The 19,350-nt window shown below is 63.4% G+C and carries 19 protein-coding genes; 9 read left to right on the forward strand and 10 right to left on the reverse strand.

Features of this window, described 5'->3' with window-relative positions:
* Nucleotides 1-238 precede the first annotated feature (238 nt).
* Together pcaB and IVB29_RS14060 are read left to right on the forward strand one after the other, a co-directional pair.
* Entirely contained in the window at nucleotides 239-1,600 is a 1,362-nt protein-coding gene (gene pcaB / locus IVB29_RS14055) for a 3-carboxy-cis,cis-muconate cycloisomerase (protein WP_247503957.1), read from the forward strand.
* 113 nt (nucleotides 1,601-1,713) lie between these two features.
* The gene (locus IVB29_RS14060) at nucleotides 1,714-2,970 is read left to right on the forward strand and encodes an aminopeptidase (RefSeq protein ID WP_247503958.1); all 1,257 of its coding nucleotides are present in this window, start codon (nucleotides 1,714-1,716) and stop codon (nucleotides 2,968-2,970) included.
* A gap of 9 nt (nucleotides 2,971-2,979) precedes the next feature.
* Here IVB29_RS14060 and IVB29_RS14065 read toward each other — a convergent pair whose 3' ends face one another.
* The gene (locus IVB29_RS14065; protein ID WP_247503959.1) at nucleotides 2,980-3,534 is read right to left on the reverse strand and encodes a hypothetical protein; all 555 of its coding nucleotides are present in this window, start codon (nucleotides 3,532-3,534) and stop codon (nucleotides 2,980-2,982) included.
* A 238-nt stretch (nucleotides 3,535-3,772) separates the two neighbouring features.
* Here IVB29_RS14065 and IVB29_RS14070 point away from each other — a divergent pair, with 238 nt between their 5' ends.
* Nucleotides 3,773-4,228 carry a cupin domain-containing protein gene (locus IVB29_RS14070; protein WP_247503960.1) on the forward strand — a complete coding sequence of 152 codons (456 nt, stop codon included), beginning with the start codon at nucleotides 3,773-3,775 and terminating at the stop codon, nucleotides 4,226-4,228.
* 79 nt (nucleotides 4,229-4,307) lie between these two features.
* On the opposite strand, the gene IVB29_RS14075 is transcribed toward IVB29_RS14070, so the two are convergent.
* The 7 genes from IVB29_RS14075 to IVB29_RS14105 form a co-directional block, all read right to left on the reverse strand.
* Nucleotides 4,308-5,360, reverse strand: a complete 1,053-nt coding sequence (locus IVB29_RS14075; RefSeq protein ID WP_247503961.1) for an amidohydrolase family protein — start codon at nucleotides 5,358-5,360, stop codon at nucleotides 4,308-4,310.
* 113 nt (nucleotides 5,361-5,473) lie between these two features.
* The gene (locus IVB29_RS14080) at nucleotides 5,474-5,995 is read right to left on the reverse strand and encodes a hypothetical protein (RefSeq protein ID WP_247503962.1); all 522 of its coding nucleotides are present in this window, start codon (nucleotides 5,993-5,995) and stop codon (nucleotides 5,474-5,476) included.
* Between the two features lie 65 nt (nucleotides 5,996-6,060).
* Complete coding sequence (locus IVB29_RS14085) at nucleotides 6,061-6,873, reverse strand: MBL fold metallo-hydrolase (protein ID WP_247504312.1); 813 nt, start codon at nucleotides 6,871-6,873, stop codon at nucleotides 6,061-6,063.
* Nucleotides 6,874-6,932: 59 nt separating this feature from the next.
* Nucleotides 6,933-7,337 carry a type II toxin-antitoxin system VapC family toxin gene (locus IVB29_RS14090; RefSeq protein WP_247503963.1) on the reverse strand — a complete coding sequence of 135 codons (405 nt, stop codon included), beginning with the start codon at nucleotides 7,335-7,337 and terminating at the stop codon, nucleotides 6,933-6,935.
* Nucleotides 7,334-7,588, reverse strand: a complete 255-nt coding sequence (locus IVB29_RS14095; RefSeq protein WP_247503964.1) for an AbrB/MazE/SpoVT family DNA-binding domain-containing protein — start codon at nucleotides 7,586-7,588, stop codon at nucleotides 7,334-7,336. Before IVB29_RS14095 ends, IVB29_RS14090 begins: the two co-directional genes overlap by 4 nt.
* 83 nt (nucleotides 7,589-7,671) lie before the next feature.
* Entirely contained in the window at nucleotides 7,672-9,198 is a 1,527-nt protein-coding gene (locus tag IVB29_RS14100) for a permease (RefSeq protein ID WP_247503965.1), read from the reverse strand.
* Nucleotides 9,195-9,944 carry an ABC transporter ATP-binding protein gene (locus IVB29_RS14105; protein ID WP_247503966.1) on the reverse strand — a complete coding sequence of 250 codons (750 nt, stop codon included), beginning with the start codon at nucleotides 9,942-9,944 and terminating at the stop codon, nucleotides 9,195-9,197. Before IVB29_RS14105 ends, IVB29_RS14100 begins: the two co-directional genes overlap by 4 nt.
* 263 nt (nucleotides 9,945-10,207) lie before the next feature.
* On the opposite strand from IVB29_RS14105, the gene IVB29_RS14110 reads away from it, so the two are divergent.
* The 6 genes from IVB29_RS14110 to IVB29_RS14135 all read left to right on the forward strand — a co-directional run bounded on the left by IVB29_RS14110 (nucleotide 10,208) and on the right by IVB29_RS14135 (nucleotide 17,033).
* Complete coding sequence (locus IVB29_RS14110) at nucleotides 10,208-11,083, forward strand: branched-chain amino acid ABC transporter permease (RefSeq protein WP_247503967.1); 876 nt, start codon at nucleotides 10,208-10,210, stop codon at nucleotides 11,081-11,083.
* A 5-nt stretch (nucleotides 11,084-11,088) separates the two neighbouring features.
* Nucleotides 11,089-12,240: a branched-chain amino acid ABC transporter permease gene (locus tag IVB29_RS14115; RefSeq protein WP_247503968.1), complete on the forward strand. Its 1,152-nt coding sequence runs from the start codon at nucleotides 11,089-11,091 to the stop codon at nucleotides 12,238-12,240.
* Entirely contained in the window at nucleotides 12,237-12,995 is a 759-nt protein-coding gene (locus IVB29_RS14120) for an ABC transporter ATP-binding protein (RefSeq protein ID WP_247503969.1), read from the forward strand. Before IVB29_RS14115 ends, IVB29_RS14120 begins: the two co-directional genes overlap by 4 nt.
* Before the next feature lie 3 nt (nucleotides 12,996-12,998).
* Complete coding sequence (locus IVB29_RS14125) at nucleotides 12,999-13,787, forward strand: ABC transporter ATP-binding protein (protein WP_247503970.1); 789 nt, start codon at nucleotides 12,999-13,001, stop codon at nucleotides 13,785-13,787.
* A 130-nt stretch (nucleotides 13,788-13,917) separates the two neighbouring features.
* Nucleotides 13,918-15,756, forward strand: a complete 1,839-nt coding sequence (locus IVB29_RS14130) for an AMP-dependent synthetase/ligase (RefSeq protein ID WP_247503971.1) — start codon at nucleotides 13,918-13,920, stop codon at nucleotides 15,754-15,756.
* A 77-nt stretch (nucleotides 15,757-15,833) separates the two neighbouring features.
* Entirely contained in the window at nucleotides 15,834-17,033 is a 1,200-nt protein-coding gene (locus IVB29_RS14135) for an ABC transporter substrate-binding protein (RefSeq protein ID WP_247503972.1), read from the forward strand.
* A 178-nt stretch (nucleotides 17,034-17,211) separates the two neighbouring features.
* On the opposite strand, the gene IVB29_RS14140 is transcribed toward IVB29_RS14135, so the two are convergent.
* On the reverse strand, nucleotides 17,212-18,336 hold the full coding sequence (locus IVB29_RS14140) for a hypothetical protein (RefSeq protein ID WP_247503973.1): 1,125 nt from the start codon (nucleotides 18,334-18,336) through the stop codon (nucleotides 17,212-17,214).
* 126 nt (nucleotides 18,337-18,462) lie between these two features.
* The gene (locus IVB29_RS14145; RefSeq protein WP_247503974.1) at nucleotides 18,463-19,188 is read right to left on the reverse strand and encodes a transglutaminase-like cysteine peptidase; all 726 of its coding nucleotides are present in this window, start codon (nucleotides 19,186-19,188) and stop codon (nucleotides 18,463-18,465) included.
* Nucleotides 19,189-19,350 lie beyond the last annotated feature (162 nt).

A 19,350-nucleotide genomic window follows, 5' to 3' on the forward strand; every position in this document is an offset into this window, starting at 1 on the left:
ATGGGAATACGACCTCGGAGAGTATGTGGCGGTTTGGATCAGATTGCGGCGGGCTCCTCACGTCATTGCGAGCGAAGCAATCCAGAATCGTTCCGCGGAGACAGTCTGGATTGCTTCGTCGCAGGAGCTCCTCGCAATGACGGCATTGGTTGTGTGGCCTCGCCCGAATGTCCATTGCCGAACAGCCCGCCCTGCGTAAGCTGCCCCCATACAAAACACCAACCATAAAGAAATGCCCATGCCCGCCTTTCCCGCCTCCACCACCGTGCTCGACTCCATCCTGTTCCGCGACGCCTTTGGCACGCCCGAGATGCGCGAGGTGTTTTCCGACATCGCACTGGTTGGCCGCTATGCGGAGGTCGAGGTGGCGCTGGCGAAGGCGGAGGCGACATGCGGCGTGATTCCGCGCGAGGCAGCCGACCAGATTGCGGCGCGGACCAATGTCGCTGCGCTCGATTTCGATCTGCTGCGGCAGGAGACCGACATCGTCGGCTATCCGATCCTGCCGCTTGTGCATCAGATGGTGAAGCAATGCGGCGAGGCCGGCCGCTACGTGCATTGGGGCGCGACCACGCAGGACATCATGGACACCGCTGTGGTCCTGCAACTGCGCGCCGCGCTGGAGATCGTCGAGCGCGACATCGCCGACTTGCGAAAAATCCTTGCAGACCTCTCCAGGCGTCATCGCGACACGCCGATGGCGGGCCGCACCCATCTCCAGCAGGCGCTGCCGGTGACGTTCGGCTACAAGACCGCGATCTGGCTCGCGATGTTCGACCGCCATGCCGAGCGTCTCGCGCAATTGAAGCCGCGTGTCCTGGTCGGGCAGTTCGCGGGCGCGGCGGGCACGCTGGCTTCGCTCGGCGACAAGGGCTTTGAGGTGCAGGAGGCGCTTTGCGCCGAGTTGAAGCTCGGTGTTCCCGCCTCGACTTGGCACGTTGCCCGCGACGGCTTTGCCGAGGCGGTGAACTTCCTCGCGCTCGTCACCGGCTCGCTCGGCAAGATCGCCCTCGACATCATGATCATGGCCTCGACCGAGTTCGCCGAGGTCTACGAGCCCTTCGTCAAGGGCCGCGGCGCCTCCTCGACCATGCCACAGAAGCGCAACCCGATCTCCTCGGAACTGATGCTCGCCGCGTCCAAGGCGGTGCGCCAGCATGCCGGGCTGATGCTGGATGCCATGGTGCAGGATTTCGAGCGCGCCACCGGGCCCTGGCACGCCGAATGGATGGCGATCCCGGAAAGCTTCGTGCTGACCGCCGGCGCGCTGCACCAAGCCAAGTTCGCGCTTGCCGGGCTCATCGTGGACGAAGCGAAGATGAACAACAATCTCGCCCTTAGCCGCGGCCTAATCGTGGCCGAAGCGGTCATGATGGGACTGGCGCCGCAGATCGGGCGCCAGGAGGCGCATGACGTGGTTTATGACGCCTGCCGCCAGGCCAACGACAACGGGATCAGCCTTGCCGATGCGCTGTCCGCCGATCCCAGGATATCCAGCCGCATCGACCGCGCAACAATCGAGGCGCTCACCTCACCGAAAAATTACCTCGGCCTTGCTCCCGCCATGGTCGACCGGGTGCTGAAATCGGCAACGCGTTGAAAACCAAGATACGTGAAACCCCGTATCTTTCACAGCCCCCAAGACGCTCGCACACTTGTGTCTCGCGATGCTAGACTTAGATTGAACGAGAGACTTTCGGCAAAGGACCCGGCATGACCGATCAACGCATCACCGCCACTTCCATCGATCCCGTGAAGCTCGACCGGTTGGCCGAAGTGGCGGTGAAGGTGGGACTGGGCTTGCGGCCGGGACAGGACCTTCTTCTGACGGCGCCAGCGATCGCATTGCCGCTGGTGCGGCGGATCGCTGCGCATGCCTACAAGGCCGGCGCCGGCATCGTGACGCCGATCCTCTCGGACGAGGAGATGACGCTGGCGCGCTACCGCCACGGCCACGACAACAGTTTCGATCGCGCCGCCAACTGGCTCTACGAGGGCATGGCCAAGGCATTTTCGGACAACACCGCGCGGCTCGCGATTGTCGGCGACAATCCGATGCTGTTGTCGGGCGAAGATGCTTCCAAGGTCGCGCGCGCCAGCAAGGCCAATTCCATTGCCTATCAGCCGGCGTTGGAAAAGATTGTCAATTTCGACACCAACTGGAACATCATTGCCTATCCGAGCGCAGCGTGGGCCAAGTTGGTGTTTCCCAACGATTCCGAAGACATTGCGATTGGCAAGCTCGCGGACGCGATCTTCGCCGCGTCCCGCGTCGATCGCGAGGACGCGCCGGCCAATTGGGCAAGCCACAATGCGGTGCTGCGCGAGCGTACCAACTGGCTCAACGGCCAGCGTTTCCGCGCGCTCCAGTACTCGGGACCGGGGACCGACCTCACCATCGGGCTTGCCGACGGTCACGAGTGGGAGGGCGGCGCCTCGCTGGCCAAGAACGGCATCAGCTGCAACGCCAACATCCCGACCGAAGAAGTGTTCACCACGCCGCATTGCCGCCGCGTCTACGGCCATGTCGTGAGCTCGAAGCCGCTGTCGTACCAGGGCACGCTGATCGACAACATCGCGGTGCGCTTCGAGGACGGCAAGATCGTCGACGCAAAAGCCTCTCGCGGCGCGGAGGTCCTGAACAAGGTACTCGACACCGACGAGGGCGCGCGTCGGCTCGGCGAAGTGGCGCTGGTGCCGCATTCCTCGCCGATCTCGCAGAGCGGGCTGCTGTTCTACAACACGCTGTTCGACGAGAACGCGGCGTCTCACATTGCGCTTGGCCAGTGCTACTCGAAGTGCTTCGTCAACGGCGCGCAGCTCACGCCGCAGCAAATCGCGGCGCAAGGCGGCAACCAGAGCCTGATCCATATCGACTGGATGATCGGCTCGGCCGAGACCGACATCGACGGCATCATGGCTGACGGCAGCAAGGTGCCGGTGTTCCGCAAGGGCGAGTGGGCGAAGTAGGATTTCGCCTCACGCCGCCGCGTTGCGCAGCATCGGGTGGTTGTCGATGCTGAAGCGGTTGAACAGCGTCGTGAACGGGCTGCCGTCGGTGGCCCGGACGATGGCGTCGGAAGCGGCCACGGCGTCGTAGAGCGCGCCGACTGGATCGCCTGCCTCGGGCAGGTCAAGTCTGCCACGGATTTCCTCGCGAGCCTCGTTGATGTCGTCCTCGTCGTCGAGTGTCGCCTCCAGCGCATTCGCCGCGCGCCGCATCTCCTGGAGATCGCCGCCGGTGGAGAATTTGAGGATGTCGAGCCAGTACGGGTGGGCAACGACGAGCTGGACGAACGCCTCGAAACTCTCCGCGATAATCCCGGCGCGGCCCTCCGATGAGACGTAGAGCACATTCCGCGACGGCAGCAGCACGAAGGCGCCGCCGGAGCGGTCACTGCCGATCTGCCGAGGGCTATCGACGCCGTCGATGGTGAACCAGCGCTCCTCGTCGGCTGCGAAGGTGACATCGAGGCTGCCGAGCCAGGCGACCACCTCGCCTTGGGCTGTCAGAACCTCTGGGGTGAGGGGCATCGGTCTGGCTCCTTCAATAGTCAAGTCCGCGCAATTTGTCGCACCCCGCAAAAGAAGGGTTCATGTGCGCGAATTCGCAGGGGAATCGTGACGTTAACCGCTTCGCACCTGCAACTTCCGGCTGATTGTCGGGGCCTGCGTAAGAAAGAATTAAAAACCGGCTACTAGCGTTCCAACATCTTTCGAAACAATTCGGGCCAAGACCCGACCAGTTATATTATATCCCCTGGGGAAGTAGATGTCGCGCGCATTGATTGAAATCGCTAGTTGCAATGTGGACCTCGAGCTGCGGCCGATCGAGCCGTCCTGGATCATCGAGGGCAACCCGGTGTCGCGCTCGCACATCCTGTCCACCAGCTCCGACGGCACAGCCTCGACCATCATCTGGCAGTGCACCGAAGGCCGCTTCAACTGGTACTACGACATCGACGAGACGATCATGATCATGGAAGGATCGATCGTGCTCGAAAGCGACGGCATGCCGCCGAAGCGCTACGGCCCCGGCGACGTCATCTTCTTCCGCGACGGCGCGCACGCCAAATGGCATGTCGAAGGCCACGTCAAGAAGATCGCCTTCTGCCGCAAGACCAATCCTGCCGTAATCGGCTTCATGATCCGTGTCGTCAACAAGCTCAAGCGGATGTTCGTCCCCGCCGGCGAGCGCCGTCCGGCCTCACTGCTGGGCGCCGGCTAGTCGTTTACAGGTTTCAAGAACGCTTCCCAGCGGCCACGACGAAGAGGGGTCGGGATCAACATCCCGGCCCCTCTTCTTGTCAGGACGGCAGATCGAGCCGGTAGAATTCGGTCGCAGTCTGCGAGAACAGCGCCGTCTTCTCGGTCTCGCTCAGGGGCGCCGCGATGCGCTTGAAGGCGTTGAAGATCACCTGGTAGCTGCATTGGCCCTTGTCCGGTGGGAAATTGCTCTCGAACATCGCGCGCTTCACCCCGAACGCTTCGATGCAGGTCTCGACATAGGGCCGCCACGCCGCGGCAAGCTCCTCGGAGGACGGGGGCCTCTCGCGCAGGTGGAAGTCATAGCCGAGCAGGCACATCGCGAGGCCGCCGAGCTTCACCACCACGTTCTCGCATTTCGCGATCTCCTGGATCGACGCGCGCCATTGCGGAAACACTTCTTCGCGTCGTCCGGCAAAGCGGCCGACGCCGGCCGGGCCGCCGCAATGGTCGAGCACGATTTTGGTGTCGGGGAAGGCGCGCGCGAGTTCGGTCAGTTCGCCGATCTGCGGATGAAATAGCCAGGCGTCGAAGCTGAGGTTCAGCGGCGCGAGGCAGGCAAAGCCTTTGCGGAAGGTCGGGTCCCGCAACAGGTCCTTCGGCCGGTTCGCATACATGCCGGCGACGGCGGGATCCTGGTCCCAGGCCGAGGAATGCCGGATGCCGCGGAAGCGGCCGTTGCCGGCCCCGATCTCGGCCTCAAGCACTGGCTTCGCCGCATCGCCCAGCAGCAGATTGGCGTGGCTGACGATGCCGGCGCAGATCGCAGCCTTGCCGTAACCGCCGCTTGCGCTCATCGCGGCGACGCCGTTGGCGAACTCGACCTCGCCGACGGGCCGGAACGCCTCAGGCCCGTGCGCGCGATACATCGAGCGGCAGTCGACATAGACGGTGGCGATGATGTTGTGGCCGGAAGCGATATCGGCCGCCATCTCCTCAATCAGGTAGCGGTGCCCGCGATTCCAGAGATGGTGATGGGGATCGACGATCGGCCGCGCCGGATCGATGACCTCCTCCTGATATTGCGCAAGCCAGTCCTCGCGCGGCTCGACGAATAGCCCGCTCGTATTGGCGGGCAGACTGCTTGCAGCCATCGGCGTTTGCTCCCTCTATATTTTTGTAGTGGGAGCCTAGCACCTCGTCCTTGCACGCAGCAGCGCGCGACGCGCAACCGCGCCCGTCACCGCGAGCACAGCGGATGCTGCCCTCAGGCCTTGCGCCGCTTCGCCCTCACATCGACCACAAGCCGCCAATCCGGCGCCGTAGCGGGCTTGACCTCGCCGAGCCAATGGAACGACTCGCCTGTAAGCTCGGTAAAACTCCAGCGCGTGAGCTCTCCGGCCTCGGTCGTGCCTTCCTGCACGATGTCCTCGCCACGCGGGCGGCCGATCTGTTGGCGGAACACGCTACGGCCGGGATCGAACCAGGAAATCCGCCACGCGGAAATCGTAGGGTCGTAGACCCGCAACGTCGTGCCGTACCAATTGCCGGCGATCGGAAAGGCCAGGCTGCCTGCGGGCCGGGGGATGATCCAGACGTCCTGCACGGCGCGTCCCTCCAGCACCCAGCCGAAATGGATTTCGCCTGATACGGTGTGTTTCGTCCCGTCGGGGCCGTGCGCGGTGATCTCGGCATCCCAGTCGCCAACAAAGCGGCCGTAAAGCTGGAGCGCCGCCGCGTGCTCGGGGTTCGGTCCGTCCGCGTGCAATAATCTCGCAAAGTCAGTCATCTCGATCTCCTGTTGCGAGGAGATCAGCACGAACGAAAGGCAGCCGACTTGGAGAAAATTGCGCGTCAGACGCCGTCGAGGATGATCACCGTTGGCTTCGTCGGCAACGCGTCCCGCGACATCCGGAACGAGCGCTCGCTACGCCGGTCGATCTCGAACTGCTGGCCGATGAGCCGCATGAATTCGTCGAGCGGAGTGGCGAAGCGGTGCATCGGCAGCACCACCGAAGCGCGCAGCCGCTTGGTGATCTCGGAGACACCGTCGAGCGACATGGTGTAGGTGCCATCGATCGGCACCATGACGATGTCGAGCCGCCCGATCTGGGCAAAGTGGCTGTCGTCGAGCTTGTGGTGGAGATGGCCGAGATGGCCGATGCAGAGGCCTGCGACCTCAAAGATGAAGATCGAATTGCCGTCGCGGATCATGTCGGTGCCGGAATCGTCGCCGAAATAACGGCGGATGTCGGTCGTGACGTTGCGGATGAAGGTATCGCCGATGCGCTCCGACACGATGGCAGGCTTGCCGTCCTCGCCCCAGCCATGCAGCACATGGGGAATGCGTTTGTCGGGAAATAGAGAGTAGTGCGTGCTGTGGGCCCGGTTCATGGTGGCGACGTCAGGCAGCCGTCCCACCTGGTAGGCGCCGCTATAGTCGGTCGCGATGCGCAAGCCCCCGGGCGTGTCGATAAAATAGGTGGAATGGCCGGCATAGGTGATCTGGACTTCGGCCGCCGCTGCCGCTTGCCGGTATGCCACTGGCATGGCGCGGGGCGCTGCATTCGCCATTGCCAGGCATTCGCTGCGCTGCGGCTGCTCCGCAAGGGCAGGTGTCAGCAGCCAACCGAAAAATGCAAAAGCCGTCAGCAATGTTCGAAACATGCAGAACAGTCCGCCGCTCATGGACGATCTGCGGAGTGTATCTACGAATTATCCTCGCGTCATGTGGTGCCGGCCAGCCGCGCCAATCCGCCGCTTGCCTCGATCAGTTTCACGGCCTTCTTGTCGAAGGACACAAAGGTATCGGCCCCAAGCCAGTTGCCTTCGTGGGCGATAACGCCATCGGCGAAATCGCCCCCGGCATCGAGAAGCGCCAATCCTGCTTCGGCCGTTGGCCGGTCGACGGCCGCATTGGAGGCATTGATCAAGTGCCGGATCGAAGCCGCGATATTCACAGCGGAAGTTTTGTAGCCTCGCGAGAGGACCCAGACCAATTCGCACAATGCGGAGATCGAGATGGCGACTACCTCTGCCTTCTTGAGAACGGATTCCGCCGCCTTGCTCTGTTCGGCATCGTCCCCGACCAGAACCCGTACCAGGACGTTGGTGTCGGGTGTTATCTTCATCGCTTGCCGGCCCAGCCGTCAGCAATGATCTCATTCATTTCTTCGATAGACAGCGATTGACCGTTCGTTTTTCCCTTTAGGAAGCCGAAGGCGTCCGAAATCTTTCCGGTGGGCTGAGCTGCTTTCACCTCAACTCGCCCTCCGGGGAGCTTCTCTATCGAGATCTTGTCGCCTGGATGCACACCGAGGTGCTCCAGGAGGTCTTTGCGCAGCGTAACCTGCCCCTTTGCCGTGACGGTGAGCGTACCCATGGGGGATCCTCAATCCTTGAGATCCTCGATAAGTAAGGCAATCCAGCCTTACTTTCAAGCAGAGCAAGCCGAGGCGAGGCGCCTCATTCCCGCCGCGGGCTGAATTTCCAGGTGATCGCAACGAGGGCCGCTGTAATCAGACTGCTGATGAGACCGGCGATCGGGAGGGCCAGCAGCAGCGCTGCGCTGGCGGCCCAGCCGATCGACGAGAAGGCTTCGGCAAAGGTCGCAAGCCGCGACGAAGTCTGGCGACGCCGGAACTGGCTGCGACGGGCCTGCACCCGGAACCAGAGCTGGATCGCGGTCGCGGAGGCCGCGCTGATGATCACAGCACCGGCGCTCACCGCGGCCTGGAACGGCGAGGCGAAGGCGAGCGCCGCGATCAGCGGGCAGAAGATGGCGGCGATCGCGATCAGCACCACCTCGATCTTGGCGCGGATGATCCCGGACGGCGTGAGTGGCGCGGTCGCGACCAGATCGGGCGCGTCCTCGCCCGAGATCGTCAGCCAGGCGAGCCCGCCGGCAAGCTGTCCCGCGGCCATCACGATGACGGGCGTGATCAGTGTCAGCGCCGCGGAACTGTCGGCAAAGCTGCGCCAGAGCAGCAGCGCCGGCGGCACCAGATAGAGCAGCTGCATCAGCGTCTGCGAGATCAGCCAGGGATCGCGCCACAGCAACATGAACTCCTTGCGCCGTAGCGCCTGTTGCCGCGACCCGCCACGGAACGGGCGCTCCTTCGCGCGCTTGCTGCCGGATTTGCCGTAGGCGGCGGCATCGATCGCGGTGTCGGCAAAACGGCCGGAGAACATCGCCATCACGCTGCCGAGCAGCACGAGTCCGAGGGCGAGGAGGAGCAACAGCGCTTCGCTGTCGCCCATCGTCGCCCGCGCCGGCCACCACCAGATGCTGTCGACGTCAGGAGCATGTTCGGCAAAGGTGCCGGAGGTCAGGATGGTGATGCGCGACAGTGTGCCGTAGGACATGATCGCGGCGACCTGGAGCGCGATCACAAAACCCGCGCCGATGATGGCGGCGAGGATCTGGGCGACGAAGCGTGTCCGCGCCGGGCCGATCAGGCGGAACAGCAGGATGGTGACCGCAATCGCGACCGCCGCGGCCGAGAGGCCCATTGCGACGACGACGCCGAACGCCGCAAGCCAGCGTGGCCCGCCGCCGATCACCAGCACGTCAATGAAGGGCGTCGAGAACAGCAGCGCCATCACCGTGACGGTGAGCGCGATCGCGGCAATGCGGACCGAGAACAGATTGGCGAGCCGCGCCGGCGAGGACATGATCAGGTCGAGATCGGCGCGGGCGTAAAACACCCGCGTCACCGATTCGATTGCCTGCGACAGCATCAAGGTCCAGGCGAGAAAGATCGTCGCCGAGATCACGATCAGCGAGGATTTGTCGAGCGGCAGTTGCAGATCGGCGAAGCGGCCGATCACCGCCCAGGCCGGCACGTGCAGCAGCGCTGCGAAGAACAGCAGGCCGATCATTGCGACGCGCGCTCGCTTGCGCCGTCCGCCGGTCATCATGGCGAACCATTCCCGCCAGGCGAGCCGAAGCTCGTGGCGCGCGAACCATGAGAGCGCGGTCGCCGAGGTCATGCGGCTTCCTGGAGCGTCACCAGCGCGATGAAGAGATCTTCCAGGCTGGTGTCGGCATGACCGTTCTGCTGGCGCAGTTCGGTCAGCGTGCCTTCGGCAACAAGGCGGCCCGAGGCGATCACGCCGATGCGGTCGGCCATGCGTTCGGCCACCTCCAGAATATGCGTGGTCATGATGACGGTGCAGCCGGCGCGGACGCGATCGCTCAGCAATCCCTTCACGTGGCGGGCGGAAACGGCGTCGAGGCCCGTCAGCGGTTCGTCGAGGATGATGAGGCGGGGATCGTGCACCAGTGCGCCGGCGAGAGCGACCTTCTGGCGCATGCCCTTCGAAAATCCCTCGCAGCGCTCGTGCCGGTGCGGCTCGAGCCCGAGCGAATTCAGAAGTTCCTGCGCGACCGGCTCCGAGACGGTTGGCGCAATGCCCCAGAGGCCGGCGACGAATTCGAGATATTCGAGCGGGGTGAGCTTGTCATAGATCATGGGCTCGTCGGAGACCCACGCCATCACCTGCTTGGCGGCAACGGGATCTTGGAGCGCATCGATGCCGAAGATCGAGACCGCGCCGGCATCAGGCCGCAACAGCCCCGCAACCATGCGCAAAGTGGTGGTCTTGCCGGCGCCGTTGGGGCCGACCAGCGCATAGAATTCGCCGGCGTGAATGGTGAGATCGAGGCTATCGACCGCCAAACGGTCAAAACGCTTCGTTAACCCTCGGACTTCGAGTGCCGAGTTGTCCGGCTTCATGACGGCCACACCTTGCGGTTTTGCATCGCTCGCGACCATGCCCCGAAGATGTTTCGGCACCGTGAATCGCGCTGCCGCAAATTCCGGCATCCGGGACCGACCAAAGGCAAGTCACCGTTTGTTGACAGCGCTTGACGGTTCAGGCTGAATTGGCGCCGGGACAAATGGAGCTAACGCGGCGAAACGACCGCGTAGCGACTGGACACAAGATGCGGCAAGGCGGTCACGAAGAACCGCTGGTTGTATCGGGAGGATGCGCGAGGATGCTGGATTTCGTTCAGCAGCTGGTCAGCGGTGTTGCGCTCGGCTGCGTCTACGGCTTGATCGCGCTCGGCTTCGTGCTCGTCTACAAGGCCACCGAGGTCGTCAATTTCGCCCAGGGCGATCTGATGATGCTGGGCGGCTTCTTCGCCTTCACCTTCATCGGCATGATGGGCCTGAACTACTGGATCGGCTTTGCCGCTGCGGTGGCGGCCATGGCGATGTTCGGCATGGTGGCGGAACGCGTGGTGGTGCGGCCGATCCTCGGCTATCCGCAATTCTCGATCATCATGGCCACGATCGGCCTCGGCTACTTCCTGCGCTCGGTCGCCGGCATGGTCTGGGGCACCGACGATTTCAAGATCGACACGCCGTTCAGCCAGGGCGTGCTGCGGATCGGCTCGCTGGTGCTGGCCCATGACAAGCTCTCGGTGATCGCGGCAACCGTCATCCTCTGCGCGCTGCTCTGGCTGTTCTTCAACAAGACCGCGCTCGGGACCGCAATGCGCGCCAGTTCCGAGAACATGCTGGCGGCCTATTACATGGGCATTCCGGTCAAGCGCGTGGTGTCGATCGTCTGGGCGATCAGCGCAGCAGTCGCGACCTGCGCCGGCGTGCTGCTGGCGCCGATCACCTTCATCCACTCCAATGTCGGTCTCGTGCTCGGCCTGAAGGCGTTTCCCGCCGCCGTGCTCGGCGGTTTCGGCTCGATCCCCGGCGCGGTGGTTGGCGGCGTCCTGATCGGGGTGATCGAGAGCATGGCCGGGTTCTATCTGGCCGAGGGCTGGAAGGACGTCGCGCCCTACATCGTGCTGCTCGCAGTGCTCTTGCTCAAGCCCGAAGGCCTGTTTGGCCTTCACGTTCGCAAGAAGGTCTGAACGCCATGCGCTTCCTGTTCAAGACCGACTATGAGGACGACATCAGGCTGTTTCCGCATTCGGGCTATTTCGTCTCCTACGGCATCCTGCTCGCGCTGCTGCTGATCGCGCCTTACGTGCTGTCCAGCTATCTGATGAGCCAGCTCGTCTTCGTCTGCATCTACGCGACCGTCGGCGTGGCGCTGCTGATCCTCACCGGCTTCACCGGTCAGGCCTCGCTCGGGCATGCGGCGTTTCTCGCGATCGGCGCCTACACGGCGGCGTACCTCCAGAAATATAACGTGCCGTTTCCGGTCTACTTCCTCGCCGCTGGGGCCCTGACCGGGCTGATCGGTGCGCTGGTCGGTTTTCCCGCACTACGACTGCAAGGCATCTATCTCGTCATCGCCACCATCTCCTTCGCCTTCATCGTCGAGGAGATCCTGGCGCGCTGGGAGAGCGTGACCAACGGTAATGAGGGCATGCGGGTCAAGGCGGTGTCGCTGCTCGGCGTCACGGTCTCGCGCGACAGCCCGACCTTCTATTTCCTCTGTCTGGCCGTGCTGGTGCTGACGATCGTCGGTACGCTCAATCTGTTGCGCTCGCCGACAGGGCGCGCCTTCGTCGCGATCCGCGACAGCGAGACCGCGGCGCGCAGCATGGGCATCAACGTCGCGCTCTACAAGGTCAAGTCCTTTGCGATCTCGGCGGCGATCACCGGCTTCGCCGGCGTGCTGTTCGCGCACAAGCTCTCCTTCATTTCGCCGGAGATGTTCACGCTGCAGCTCTCGATCGAGTTCATCATCGTGATCCTGATCGGCGGCACCTTCAGTCTGCACGGCGCGGTGCTGGGCGCGATCTTCATCGTGATGATCGACCCATTCCTGACCTACTTGAAGGACGACATGCCCGGCATCATTGCCGGCATTGCCGCGACATTCGGCGCCGGCTCGGCGACTGCGGGGAATGTGCAGTCCAAAGTCGCGGCCTTTGCCTCGCTCAACGGCCTGAAAGGAGCGATCTACGGCATCATCATCATGTTGTTCGTGCTGTTCGAGCCCCTTGGCATCTACGGCCGCTGGCTCAAGATAAAACTCTTCTTCCAGCTGTTCCCGCTTTACAAGCGCGCCACCTTCAAGCGGCAGAAGATCTACGTGAAGTCGGAGCGCAACCGGTGAGCTATTTTCGCGCCGAGAATTTGTCGCTGCATTTCGGGGGCCTCAAGGCCGTCGACGCGGTGTCGTTCGCGGTCGAGAAGGGCGAGATCCTCTCGATCATCGGGCCGAACGGCGCCGGAAAAAGCTCGATCTTCAATTTGATCTCGCGGATCTACCGGCCGACCTCGGGCCGCATCTTCTTCGAGGACCAGGACATCACCGAGCAGCCGCCCTACGACATCGCCAGGCTCGGCATCGCCCGCACCTTCCAGAACATCGAGCTGTTCGAGAATGCGACTGTGCTCTCAAATCTCCTGGTCGGCCGCCACCGGCACTCGACCACGCAGCTCTGGCAGGAATTGCTGTTCCTGCCGAGCGTGCGCGCTAACGAGAAGGTGCATCGCCGCCGCGTCGAGCAGGTGATCGAATTCCTCGATCTCGAACCCTATCGCGACAAGCTGATCTCGGGGTTGCCTTACGGCGTGCGCAAGGTGATCGAGCTCGCGCGGGCGCTGTGCTCGGAGCCAAAGTTGATCCTGCTCGACGAACCGTCATCCGGCCTCAATGTCGAGGAGACCAGCGACATGTCGTTCTGGATCCGCGACATGAAGAGCGAACTCGGCGTCACCGTGCTGATGGTCGAGCACGACATGTCGCTGGTGAACCGCGTCTCCGATCGCGTCATCGCGCTGAATTACGGCCGCGTTCTTGCGATGGGCTCGCCCGCCGAGGTGCAGCAGCACCCCGACGTCGTCGCCGCGTATCTGGGAGCGTAAGCCATGGATGCGACCGTGACGTCCGATGTCATCTTAAAACTCTCCAACATCGAGAGCTGTTACGGACCGATCATGGCGATTCGCGGCATCTCGCTGGAGGTGCCGCGCGGCCGCATCGTCACGCTGCTGGGCGCCAACGGCGCCGGCAAGACCACGGTGCTGAAGACGATCTCGGGTATTCTCGATCCGCAGAAGGGCGCGATCGAGTTCATGGGCAAGCCGATCCAGCGCATGGAGGCGGACAGGATCGTCCGGCTCGGCCTCAGCCATGTACCGGAGGGCCGCGAGGTGTTCCCGTTCCTCTCGGTGCGCGAGAATTTGATGATGGGGGCCTATCCGCGCAGGGACCGCGACGGCGTCGCGGAGGATCTGGAGCGCGTCTACGGCTATTTCCCACGATTGAAGGAGCGCATCAACCAGCCGGCCGGGCAGCTCTCCGGCGGCGAGCAGCAGATGCTCGCGATCGGCCGCGCGCTGATGAACCGGCCGACGCTGTTGCTGCTCGACGAGCCCTCGCTCGGCTTGTCGCCGATCCTGGTGAAGGAGATTTTCACGATCATCCGCCGCGTCAACGAGGAGCAGGGCATGTCGATCCTGCTGGTCGAGCAGAATGCGAAGGTGGCGCTGGAGACGGCGCATTACGGCTATGTGCTGGAGATCGGCCGGATCGTGATGAACGATACCTGCGACCGCTTGATGCATTCCCAGGATATCCAGGAATTCTACCTTGGCGCCAAGGAACAAGGCGCGCGAGGCGAGCGGCGCTGGAAAAAGAAGAAGACTTGGCGGTAAAGAAGAAGACTTGGCGGTGAAGTATCGTGGCGTTGAAGAAGAACTGGCGTTAAATGGACCAGCCCAGCCGCTAACATAGACCGCCGGCAAGGCAGGCAGCGGAGGGGAAAGCGACAAGGAGGGAATGCGCATGGCCCGACCGGCGGTGCTGACGGTCGCTGACACGATCGCGAAAAGCTTCTTGTGCGCCGCGGAGACGCGGGGCGACAGGCCGGCAATTCGCGAGAAGAAATTCGGCATCTGGCAGCCGACCAGCTGGCGCGAATGGCTGGAGATTTCGAAAGAGATCGCCTACGCACTTCGCGCGATCGGCCTCGCGCCCGGCGACGTCGTCTCCATCATTGCCAATGCCGTGCCCGAATGGGTCTACGCCGATATGGGCATATTGTGCGCCGGCGGCGTCTCCTCCGGAATCTATCCGACCGATTCGTCGTCCCAGGTCGAATATCTCGTCAACGATTCCCGGACGAAAGTGATCTTCGCCGAGGACGAGGAGCAGCTCGACAAGATCCTTGCCTGCCGCAGCCGCTGTCCTTCGCTGCGAAAGATCATCGTGTTCGACATGGAAGGCCTCAGCGGCCTCGTGGACGACATGGTGATGTCGCTCGACGAGCTTCGCGCGCTCGGCCGCAATCACATGGTCGACCGCGAAGCGCTGTGGCAGGAGATGATCGACAGCCGAAGCGCCGATGATCTCGCAGTGCTCGTCTACACTTCGGGCACGACGGGCCCGCCCAAGGGCGCGATGCACGCCAACCGCAGCGTCACGCACCAGATGCGGCACGCCAGCGATTTCATTCCGGCGCAAGAGGACGAAGACCGGCTGATCTTCCTGCCGCTCTGCCACGTCGCCGAACGCATCGGTGGCTATTACATCTCGGTCGCGCTCGGCTCGGTGATGAATTTTGCCGAAAGCCCGGAGACGGTGCCGGACAATCTGCGGGAAGTGCAGCCGACCATCTTCCTCGCGGTGCCGCGCATCTGGGAAAAATTCTACTCCGCCATCACCATCGCGTTGAAGGACGCGACGCCGTTCCAGCAATGGGTCTACCGCCGCGCCATCGACATCGGCTACCGCATGGTCGATTGCAGGATAGAGGGCAAGACGCCGCCGCTGTCGCTTCGCCTCGCCAACGGCATCGCCTACCGGCTCGCCTTCCGCAACATCCGCCGCATGATCGGGCTCGACCGCTGCCGAATCGCCTTCACGGGCGCTGCGCCGATCGCCCCGGAACTGATCCGCTGGTATCTCGCGCTCGGCATCGACATGCACGAGCTCTACGGCCAGACCGAGAATTGCGGCGTCGCGACCATGATGCCGGCGATGCGGATCAAGCTCGGCTCGGTCGGTACCGCCGTGTCCTGGGGCGAGGTCGCGCTGTCGCCCGACGGCGAGATCCTGATCAAGGGCAACTTCCTGTTCATGGGCTATCTGAACCAGCCCGAGAAGACCGCGGAGGCCATCGATCACCGCGGCTGGCTGCACACCGGCGACGTAGGCACCATCGACAATGAAGGTTTTGTCCGCATCACCGACCGGATGAAGGACATCATCATCACCTCCGGCGGCAAGAACATCACGCCCTCGGAGATCGAGAACCAGCTCAAATTCTCACCCTACATTTCCGACGCCGTGGTCATCGGCGACAAGCGGCCGTATCTGACCTGCCTCGTCATGATCGACCAGGAGAATGTCGAGAAGTTCGCGCAGGATCACGACATCCCCTTCACCAATTATGCGAGCCTGTGCCGGGCAACCGAGATCCAGGACCTGATCTGGCGCGAGATCGAAGGCGTCAACGGCAATTTCGCCCGTGTCGAAACCGTCAAGCGGTTCTATTTGATCGAGCGGCAGCTCACGCCGGAGGACGAGGAGCTGACGCCGACGATGAAGCTGAAGCGCGGCTTCGTGAACAAGCGGTACGCCGCCGAGATCGACGCGATGTATCGCGAGCGCGCGGTGGCGTGAATAATCTTTTCGAGAAAGCGAAGGAGCGATGGCCCCCGCCCTTCGTACAACACGGGCCTTCAGGAGAGGAGACGTCAATGTCGAGATCGTTGAGAGCGTTCGGCCTTGCTGTGAGTGCAGTCGCGCTCACCTGTCTGCCGGCCGCGGCGCAAACCAAGGTTACGAATGAGGGCATCTCGGCCAGCGAGATCGTCATCGGCACCCATCAGGATCTGTCCGGACCGATCAAGGTCTGGGGCGTGCCGGTTTCCAACGGCATGAAGATGGCGGTCGAGGAGATCAACGCCGCCGGCGGCATCCAGGGCCGCAAGATCAGGATGATCCTCGAGGACAATGGCTACGATCCGAAGAAGGGCGTGCTGGCCTCGCAAAAAATGGTCGAGCGCGACAAGATCTTCGTCATGATCGGCTCGATGGGATCGGCGCCGACGCTCGCCGCGCAGGACATCCTGTTCGATGCCGGCGTGCTCCAGCTGTTCCCGCTGACGGCGGCCGAGTTCACCTTCAAGTTCGACCCGGCCAAGCCGCAGGAGCGGCTGAAGTTCAACAATTTGCTGCCCTATGTCGAGAGCACGCGCGCCGCGCTCAAATACATGGTGGAGTGGAAGAATTTCGGGAAGCCCTGCATCATGCATCAGGACGACGAGTACGGAAAGAACGTGCTCGACGGCTTCAACCAGCAGCTGACGGCCATGAAGCTGCAGCCGGCGTCGGTGACGAGCTACAAGCGCGGCGCCTCCGACTTCAGCGCGCAGGTCGCCAAGATGAAGTCCGACGGCTGCGATCTCGTCGTGCTCGGCACCGTGATCCGCGAGACCATCGGCGCGATGACCGAGGCGAAGAAGCTCGGCTGGGACGTCACCTTCCTCGGCGCCACTCCGACCAACGTGCTGGAAGTGCCGGCGCTCGGCAAGGAGGCGGTTGAAGGTCTCTATGCGGCCTCGGGCTTCGAGATTCCCTATGAGGACACCGCCAAGGGCAAGGTTCACGACTGGCTCATCAACTACAAGAAGATGTTTGGCACCGACGCCAACACGCAGGCGATCATCGGCTACAACGCGGTGACGACGTTTGCGTTCTACGCTGACAAGGCGGGCAAGGAGCTCACGGGACAGAAGATGCTCGACGCGCTCGAATCGGGTGAGAAATTCCTCGACATCTTCTCCTCGCCCGCGACGAAGTTCTCCAAGACCGACCACCTCGCCAACACCATCACCCAGGTGCAGCAGGTCAAGGGCGGCCGCTGGGTTCTGGTGAAGGACAATCTGATGTTTTGATTGAGGCTCGCGCCGCACGAACGGTGCACCCTCGCCCCTTGTGGGAGAGGGTGGATCGCCGCGAAGCGGCGAGCCGGGTGAGGGGTTCTCTCCACGCGAACAGTCTTGCCAACGGAGAAAACCCCTCATCCGTCGCGCTTCGCGCGCCACCTTCTCCCACAAGGGGAGAAGGAAGAATTCACGATCCCCCGCCTGCGGTACCCGAGTTCACCGGCGCCAGTTCGTCTTCCCGGCATCGCCAGCCGTCGGCGGCTTTGACGAAGGCAAAGGTTCGCTGGATCCTCAGGCGGCGCGTGACATTGAAGGCCTCGCCGGAGCGCTCTCTGTTGCCGGTCCCGGGCTGTGGACGGCCCGTACTGGCATTCCAGCAGGTGCCGGTGCAGTTCGACGCGACCTTGCTGCAGGTGGTGAACGGCGCCAGCACGACCATCTCGATTTCGCCCGTGACCTGCGCCTCCTGGTCGGTCACCTGGCTGTCGAGCGCGTAGACGCGGTTGATGCGGAGGAAATTGCCGCAGGAATTGGCCGCGTGAATCCGCGCGGCGCAGAAGTCGACGGCGTCGGTGTCGGGTGAGCGGGCCGCGACCTGCCGGCCGAACACTTTCTTCGGATCTCCCTTGGCGGCAGCGATTTCGCCGGTCTTGTGCTTCAGATAGTCGCCGAGACAATCTTCCGCGGATTCAAGTTCCCCAAGCGGCACGTTCTCCTTGCCGACGAGATTGCATTTGCGATCGCGCTCCCGCGTCCACCGACCGTATTCGGCGAAGGCAAAGCGTGCCGCGGTCGGGTCGAGCTTGCCGATCAGGCCGAGCACCTGGCCGTTGAGCTCGGTCTCGCTGAGCGCCAGCGACGGGTCCGCGCAGATCACCGCGCCAGCCGCGGTGTTGGCCGCGAGACAGTCGAAATCCGGGTCGCGCAGGATCGCGGCGCGCTCCTCGGTGACTTTGAGAAGGCACGCCCTCACCCGGTCGAAATCGTCGGGGCGGATCGCGGTCTGGCCCACGATGCCGCAGCCGAGATTACGCTGGCGGGTCCAGATTGCGTTCTCCTCGATTGCCGGCAGGCGGTCGGGCAGGCGGGCGAGCCGCGCCTCGATCGCCGTGCTCAGCTTCTCGGCGGCGGCAGCAAGCTCGGCGTCGCCGCAGAACAGTTGATTGCCGGGGTCGCGGATCTGCTGGCAGTTGTTCTTGGCGAACAGCGGCAGCCTGTCGGCGATCGAGCGGTCGGACGGGCCGGATTGCGCGGACGCAAGCGTCGCCGGGAGCGCCAGCAGCGCAAGCGTAGTCAGCACGATGAACCGCATTCCAGTCGCCCCCGTATCGGAGGCGCCATGCTAGCGTTCCGGACCGCGGGGTGGAATGGGTTTGTGGAGAATGTCTATGTGAGACCCGTAGCCCGGATTGCGCTGTTCTTCATCCGGGCTACCAGATCAATCGGCGGCGACCATCGAGAACCGCACGGGTTCGACGACATATTTCATCACGGCGGACTGATAGAGCACGAACAACGGCTGGTAGCTCCGCGCGTCGTCGTCCTCGACCATCGCCATACGGCGGTTGTCGAGCATCAGCCAGTGGCCGTCGAGCTTCGCTGCAGCGACCGCATGGTCTTCGCCGGCCCTGACGTCGCGCACCACGACGATGCGGAGATCCTCATTGGCAACGCCCGCGAGCCGCAGCGCGGCCAGCTTGGCGATGGCATAGTCTTCGCAGTCGCCGGCCCCGCGCGCGAAGGTCGCAAGCGGCGAGCTCCAGACGTCGTCGATGCCGTCATTGGCGGCCCGGATGGCAAGGTTGATGGCGCGGTTGGTCTCGCCGAGCTTCGCGCGGCCGTCTCGGCTGCGGGCCTGATCGACGATGGCGAGCAGTTTCAGCGCTGCGGGCGACGCGCAATTATCCCGGTCGCCGTCGCACAGCGTGAGCTGCACCATGTCGTCGTCGAGCCTGGACTTCAATGCCGACCATTTCTGCTGGAGGCTGCCGGATGAGATGGCGAAGGCGAATACGCCGAACGGCTCGGCGGATTTGCGCACGAGGACGCCGGCACCCGGCGACAGCAGCGTGCCGGCGCGAAGGTCGGCGGTCGACCCAAGCAGGATCAATCCGCACAGGACAATGATTGCGCGCCAGGCGCGCGCGCGAGCAGCGGTCTCCATCTGACATCCCCTTTCCGGCTTCGCGAGGTCCCGCTCGACCTCGACGTGCCGGGCTTTGTTGCTTTCGCCGAGATAGTGCGAGCCGGGCCGTTTTGTTCTGCTTAACGCGCCCGGCAGGGGTCCCAAAACCGTGGGGCAGGCTGAAACGGGACTGTCCAAATT

Source organism: Bradyrhizobium sp. 1, from assembly GCF_023073315.1.
Lineage (GTDB): Bacteria > Pseudomonadota > Alphaproteobacteria > Rhizobiales > Xanthobacteraceae > Bradyrhizobium.